5 protein-coding genes are annotated in these 5,983 nt (G+C 71.5%); 3 read left to right on the top strand and 2 right to left on the bottom strand.

Translation table 11 applies throughout. From position 1 onward, the window contains the following. Positions 1 to 2,070 (top strand): hypothetical protein (locus AB0C29_RS29730; RefSeq protein ID WP_360826907.1); only part of this gene is annotated, 2,070 nt, incomplete at its 5' end. Between the two features lie 79 nt (positions 2,071 to 2,149). On the opposite strand, the gene AB0C29_RS29725 is transcribed toward AB0C29_RS29730, so the two are convergent. Continuing rightward, a complete protein-coding gene (locus AB0C29_RS29725; RefSeq protein ID WP_360826904.1) occupies positions 2,150 to 2,728 on the bottom strand; it encodes a hypothetical protein in 579 nt (192 codons plus the stop codon). 75 nt (positions 2,729 to 2,803) lie between these two features. Further along, on the bottom strand, positions 2,804 to 4,228 hold the full coding sequence (locus AB0C29_RS29720; RefSeq protein WP_360826901.1) for a M1 family metallopeptidase: 1,425 nt from the start codon (positions 4,226 to 4,228) through the stop codon (positions 2,804 to 2,806). 403 nt (positions 4,229 to 4,631) lie between these two features. On the opposite strand from AB0C29_RS29720, the gene dhaK reads away from it, so the two are divergent. Together dhaK and AB0C29_RS29710 are read left to right on the top strand one after the other, a co-directional pair. Next, a complete protein-coding gene (dhaK, locus tag AB0C29_RS29715) occupies positions 4,632 to 5,633 on the top strand; it encodes a dihydroxyacetone kinase subunit DhaK (protein ID WP_360826898.1) in 1,002 nt (333 codons plus the stop codon). Between the two features lie 4 nt (positions 5,634 to 5,637). After that, a partial coding sequence (locus AB0C29_RS29710) for a DAK2 domain-containing protein (RefSeq protein WP_360826895.1) occupies positions 5,638 to 5,983 on the top strand: 346 nt, incomplete at its 3' end.

The raw sequence follows: 5,983 nt of genomic DNA, 5'->3' as shown, positions 1-5,983 counted from the left end.
GCCGGCAACGCCGCGGTGGTGAGCCTGCTGCGTGGCCGGTCAGCAGCGGTCGCCCAGCGATGCGGCCCGGTCCCCTGCGACTGTCCCCCCGAGGAGAAAGCGGCCGCGGCCGTGCAGCGGCAGCCGGGGCCGAGCCTGTTCGACCTCGGCAAGCCCGCGGCCGACCAGCTCCGGTTCACCAACCGGATGTTCCTGGACGCCTCGCTGCCCACCGAGTGCCCCCGGTGTCACCGTGACCGCCCGACGGCGCCCATGCCCCCGCACCTCGTCGACCGCGATGCCACCGAGCCCCGGCTGGTGACCTGGGGCGGCGAGTCGGAAAAGGCCCTGCACACCGGCGGCACAGTGCGGGAGGTGCAGCTCCAGCCGGGCGCCACCGACCGGCTCGTCGATGACTACGGCACCGGGCTGATCAAGCGCATCACGTCCACCCACGAGTTCGAGGGCTCCGAGGCGGCGCGGACCGGCGGCGCGGAGACGATCCGCCGCCGGTGGCCCGACATCCGGCCGGGCGTCCGGGACGGCCTGACCTCCTGGTACCAGACGGAGCTGCTGACCGCGGTCGGGATGACGCCCAAGCTGGCCGCGCCGGTCCTCGAGCCGGAACGGCTGCGCGCCGTGCTCACCACACACCACGGGCAGTCCGCTCCGCTGGGGCGCTGGGACGCCGTCGCGGTGCCCGGGCAGCGGATCGGCGTCTTCCAGATCACCGACATCGGCGCCGGCCAGATCTGGTTCCACCTGCCGGACCGGCCGCTGTGGATGTACCAGATCTCGCAGGGCGACTTCATCCGCGGCCACGACCCGTTCGTCACCGCGGTGGTCGAGCAGGTCCAGGACAAGACCAAGTGGATCCTGGAGGCCACGCCGCTGCTGCTCAAGGTCGGCGCCTTCGCGCTCGGCTTCTCCGGCAGCATCGCCCTGGTGATCGCCGGCATCGCCCTGGACGAGCTGGCCACCGAGATGCAGGCGGACGCCGAGGGCCGCAAGGGCCGCGACCTGATGGAGACCCTGGGCAGCGCCGGCACCCAGGTGCTGATCGACCGCATCTTCCACGGGCTGTTCGGCGGCGGCGCCGGGCGGGCCGCGGCCGGCGCCGGGAAGCTCGGCGCCAAGATCGAGCACATCGCCGAGAAGTCCCTGCCGGCGATTCGCCGCGAGCTCGCCCAGGCCGAGAAGCCTCTGGTCCGGCAGGCCCTCGACGCCGGGACCGCCCGCAAGGTCACCGACAGGGCGCTGCGCCGGGAGGGCTACCTCACCGAGGTCGTGGTGGAAAGCGGCGGCCAGAAGCACATCTTCCGGCTGCACGAGCGGGGCACCTGGTGCCGGTTCAGCACGACCGTCTGCGGGCTGGACCTCGGCGCCGACGTGGCCGCGGCGGCCCGGTCGCCCAAGTCCTTCACCCAGGGCAGGCTCGAGGCGCGGCAGGACAAGCTCACCGTCATTCGGGACGAGGCCGAGTTCCTGCGGGCGGTGCACGCCCGGATGAAGCAGGCCGGCAAGATGGACCTGTCGTTGCTGGACGCCGCGGAGCGGGCGCGGCTCGCGGAGATCGTGGACGATCCCGCCAAGCTGACGCTGCGTGAGCTCGCGGTGATGCCCAAGCAGCTGGGCCGGGAGATCGAGGCCGGGCTCGACGAGCAGCTCCGGTTGGTCCAGCAGCTCTACCGCGAGGGCCGGCCGGTCCACGCGGTCATGCGCGCGGCGTCGCCCAGCGGGGCGGCCCGCAGCCGGGTGCTCGGTGAGGCGTACGGCCGCGACGCCGCGACCGGTCTGGCGCCGAAGAGCGGGAAGCTGGCTGTCGACCACATCGTGCCGCTGAACGAGATCGTGGGGATGAAGGGCTTCACCGAACTGCGGCCCGAGCGGCAGCTGGAGATCGTCAACGACGTGAAGAACCTGCGCGCCGTCGACTCCCTGGCCAACTCCTCGCGCGGCGACCGGTCCTGGTCGGCCTGGTCGCAGGCCGAGCTCTACTACGACAGCGCGGCGCTGGCCCGGATGCGGGCCCTGGAGGAGGAGCTGCGAGGTTACGTGGCGAGCCGGATCGCGGCGCTGTCGCGGCCCTGAGCCCGGTCGGTCAGCTCAGCAGCGCCCGGACTACGGCGCGGCCGGAAATGTCAGGCGCCCTCGCCCCTCGTCCCGTCCGCTAGTTCGGCTGCTCCGTTCGAGGTCGTGGCGTCGCGGGGGACTCGGGGGGTGCCGGAAGGGAGGTGTGCCCCGGTCCGGCGTACCGGTGCAGTTTGAGCTTCTCGTGGATGACGGCCGGCGGTTTCCGGGTGGTTCGGTACGCCAGGTCCTCCAGGTAGATCCACAGGTTGCTGTTGCGTTTGTCGCGTTCGGCGCGCACGAAGGGCTCGATCGCCTCCCAGATGCGTCGGGCCTGAGGGCCGTTGGAGCCGATGATCAGCTCCTCCTTGACGATGCCGTGGGCGACCAGCTTGCCGAGGTCGTCGTAGAGGCCGCCGACCATGCGCAACTGGGACCGGGCCTCCAACGACAGGTCCGTGTACGGCCGGACCGGTTGCCGCGGAAGCTCGTCGAAGATGAACTGTTGAGCGTCGAAGAACTCCTGGGTCCGGAACCGGCTGAAGACCTGGAGCACGACTGGCAGGGCGTAACCGTCCATGGTGGTTCGGGTCTGCCGGAGCGCGAGCGTCCCGGAGACGATCAGGGAGCCGACGGAGATGGCGATGGAGATCAGGGAGATCGCTGTCTTGGCGTCCACTTATCCACGGTAATCGATCTGCCGGGAAGACGCCGGGTCCTGGTAGCCGTCGGCAGATTCCAGCCGAACCGTCCGTCACGGCAGTGCCGGGCGCGCCGGGGAGTACAGCCAGGTCCTGAAGAAGCCACCCAGGTTGCGGCCCGACACGCGGCTTGCCGTGGCGGTGAAGTCGGCCGTGGTCGCGGTGCGGTGCCGGTACGTCTGCGTCCAGGCCCGCAGGACGGCGAAGAATGTCGCGTCGCCCAGCTCCTCGCGCAGCATCTGCAGCACCATTGCGCCACCGAAGTAGATCCGTTCGCCGGCCTCATCGGTCGGCTGCGCCGGGCCGGTGAGGGGCACGCTCCAGAAGGGATCGCCTTCGGGGTGGTCCTGGTATATCTGCCGCGCCCGGTCGTGGGCGCTCGCCCTGCCGTTCAGCTCGTCCCAGTACCAGGTCGCGAACATGGCGAAGCCCTCGCTGAGCCACACCTCGTTCCACCGGGCGAAGCCGACGCTGTCGCCGAACCACTGGTGGGCGAGCTCATGGGCGACGATCGTGTCGCTGTCCGCCGCCGAGTACACGGGACGGGTCTGGGTCTCCGCGGAGAACGGGATCTGCACACCGTCGTGACTCGCCCACACGACGATCGCGCCGGTCGAGTCGAACGGGTATGGACCGAAGCTCCTCGCCCATCGGTCGGTGACCGCGGCCGTCGTACGCCAGAAATGCGACATCAGATCCGGCCTGGTGAGCGCGGGATCGACCGCGACGTACTCGGGGATCCCGCCGGGCGTCGCGCCGCTGCGAACCTGCCACCGCCCGACGTCGACGGTGGCCAGATAGGTCGCCATGGGCGCGCGCTCCGACCAGACGTGGGTCGTCCACGAGCCGTGGGAGCTGCGCCCCACGCGACGTCCGTTCGCCACCACGTCCAGACCCCGGGGTACGCGCACCGTGAAGGTGAACCGCGCCTTGTCCGACGGATGGTCGTTGCACGGGAACCAGGTCGACGCGCCGTCCTGCACGCTCAAGGTCACCATCCCGTCGTCCGTACGCACGAACCCGTACGGCGTGTCTCCGCCCAACGGCTGCGGGACACCCCCGTAGGCGACCTCCACCCCGAACCGCGACGACGCCGGCAACCCCCGCCGCGGCGTGACCACCAGCTCCTGACCGTCCCGGCGGAACGCCGCGGCCCGGCCCCCGACCGACACCCGGGCAACGGTCAGCTGCTGCAGGTCCAGGTCGAAGCGGGACAGGTCCTGCGTCGCCACGGCCGTGATCCGGGCGACCCCGTCCAGCCGTCCGCTCGCCGGGTCGTAGGTGAGATCGAGCGCGTAGTGCTCCACGTCGTATCCACCGTTGCCTTCCATCGGGTACCACGGGTCACCCACCCCGGCGGACCCCGGCCGGAAGTGGTGCCGCGCCGACGCGGTCGCCGGGGCGCCGACCCCGATCAGCAGAGCGCACACCAGCGCCGAACTTGTCAGCTGCAGCCCCGTCGATCCATGCCGTTTCATCGTCCGCCTCCTCAGCAGCACCGTCGTGCGAACTCGATGCTTTCCGATGGCACCGGCGCGGACCACCGAGCCAGCCGCCCTTCGCCGGTGCGGCTACCTCACCGTCCGGCAACCGGGTCCGCGAGGGGGAACGGAGGAAATGTGAGGACGTCGATGCCCAGGCCGCTGACCGTGCGCCCGGTCGGGGGCATTTCACCCGACGGGGTGCGCCACGGCCCGGTGTGCCGCGCGCTGTGCCGGAACGCGATCGTCAGCTTGCCCGGCGCGACCGGCGCCGCCCAGGATCGCGTTGCCCAGCCGGGCCGGCAATGCCGCACCGCGAGACGGTTCCCTTTCGGGGATCCGGGCGTAATTTGTGGGGTAGCAGGTCGTCCCTCCGGCACTGAGCGGCGAGGAGTCATCGATGAACCAGCTGATCAACGACCCGGCGAAGGTGGTCGCGGACGCGCTCCGCGGCATCGCCGACGCCCATCCCGAGCTTCACGTCGATCATGAGAACCGCATCGTCCGCCGCGGCGACGCCCCGGTCGAGGGCAAGGTCGGGCTGGTCTCCGGGGGCGGCTCGGGTCACGAACCGTTGCACGCCGGCTTCGTCGGTCCGGGCATGCTGGACGCGGCCTGCGCCGGCGAGATCTTCACCTCCCCGGTGCCCGATCAGATCATGGCGGCCACGAAGGCCGTCGACGGCGGTGCCGGGGTGCTGCACATCGTCAAGAACTACACCGGCGACGTGATGAACTTCGAGATGGCGGCCGAGCTCGCCGCGGCGGAGACCGGCGTCACCGTCGAGGCCGTCGTGACCGACGACGACGTGGCGGTGCAGGACAGCCTCTACACCGCCGGGCGCCGCGGGGTCGGGGTGACCGTGCTGGTGGAGAAGATCGCCGGTGCCGCCGCCGCGCAGCGCCGGCCGCTGGCCCAGGTGGCCGACATCGCCCGCAAGGTCAACGCGAACGGCCGCAGCATGGGCGTGGCGCTCTCCTCGTGCACGGTCCCGACCGCCGGCAAACCCACGTTCGACCTGCCGGACGGCCAGATGGAGGTCGGCATCGGCATCCACGGCGAGCCGGGACGCCGCCGCGTGCCGCTGGCGCCGGCCGCCGAGATCGCGGAGATGCTCGTCAGCCCGATCCTCGGCGACCTGGACTTCACCGGCCGGGACGGCGTGATCGCCTTCGTCAACGGCATGGGCGCCACCCCACTCATCGAGCTGTACGTCATGTACCACGAGGTGGCGGCGATCCTCGCCAAGGCGGGGGTCTCCGTCGCGCGCTCGCTGGTCGGCCCGTACATCACCAGCCTCGACATGGCCGGCTGCTCGGTCACCCTGCTCAAGGCCGACGACGAGATCCTGCGGCTGTGGGACGCGCCGGTGCGGACCCCGGCCCTGCAGTGGGGGACCTGACCCGATGGACGGCACCGTGGACACCGTGGCGCTGACGAACTGGGTGCGGGAGTTCGGCCGGCTCGTCGCGGCCGAGAAGGAGCGGCTGACCGAGCTGGATTCCGCGATCGGCGACGCCGACCACGGCGTCAACATGGACCGCGGGATGACCGCGGTCCTGGCGGTGCTCGCCGGCGAAGCGCCCACCACCCCGGCCGACGTGCTCAAGCGTACGGGGATGACCCTGGTCAGCAAGGTCGGCGGCGCCAGCGGCCCGCTGTACGGCACGGCGTTCCTGCGGATGGCCGCCGCGGCCGGGGGCGCCGACGCGCTCGACGCGCCGGGTTTCGCGAAGGTGCTGCGGGCCGGGC

Origin of the sequence: Actinoplanes sp. NPDC048791, from assembly GCF_040650095.1 — a bacterium.
GTDB lineage: Bacteria > Actinomycetota > Actinomycetes > Mycobacteriales > Micromonosporaceae > Actinoplanes.
Note: the sequence above shows the minus strand (reverse complement) of the source record. Positions and strands in the feature narration are given on the sequence as shown.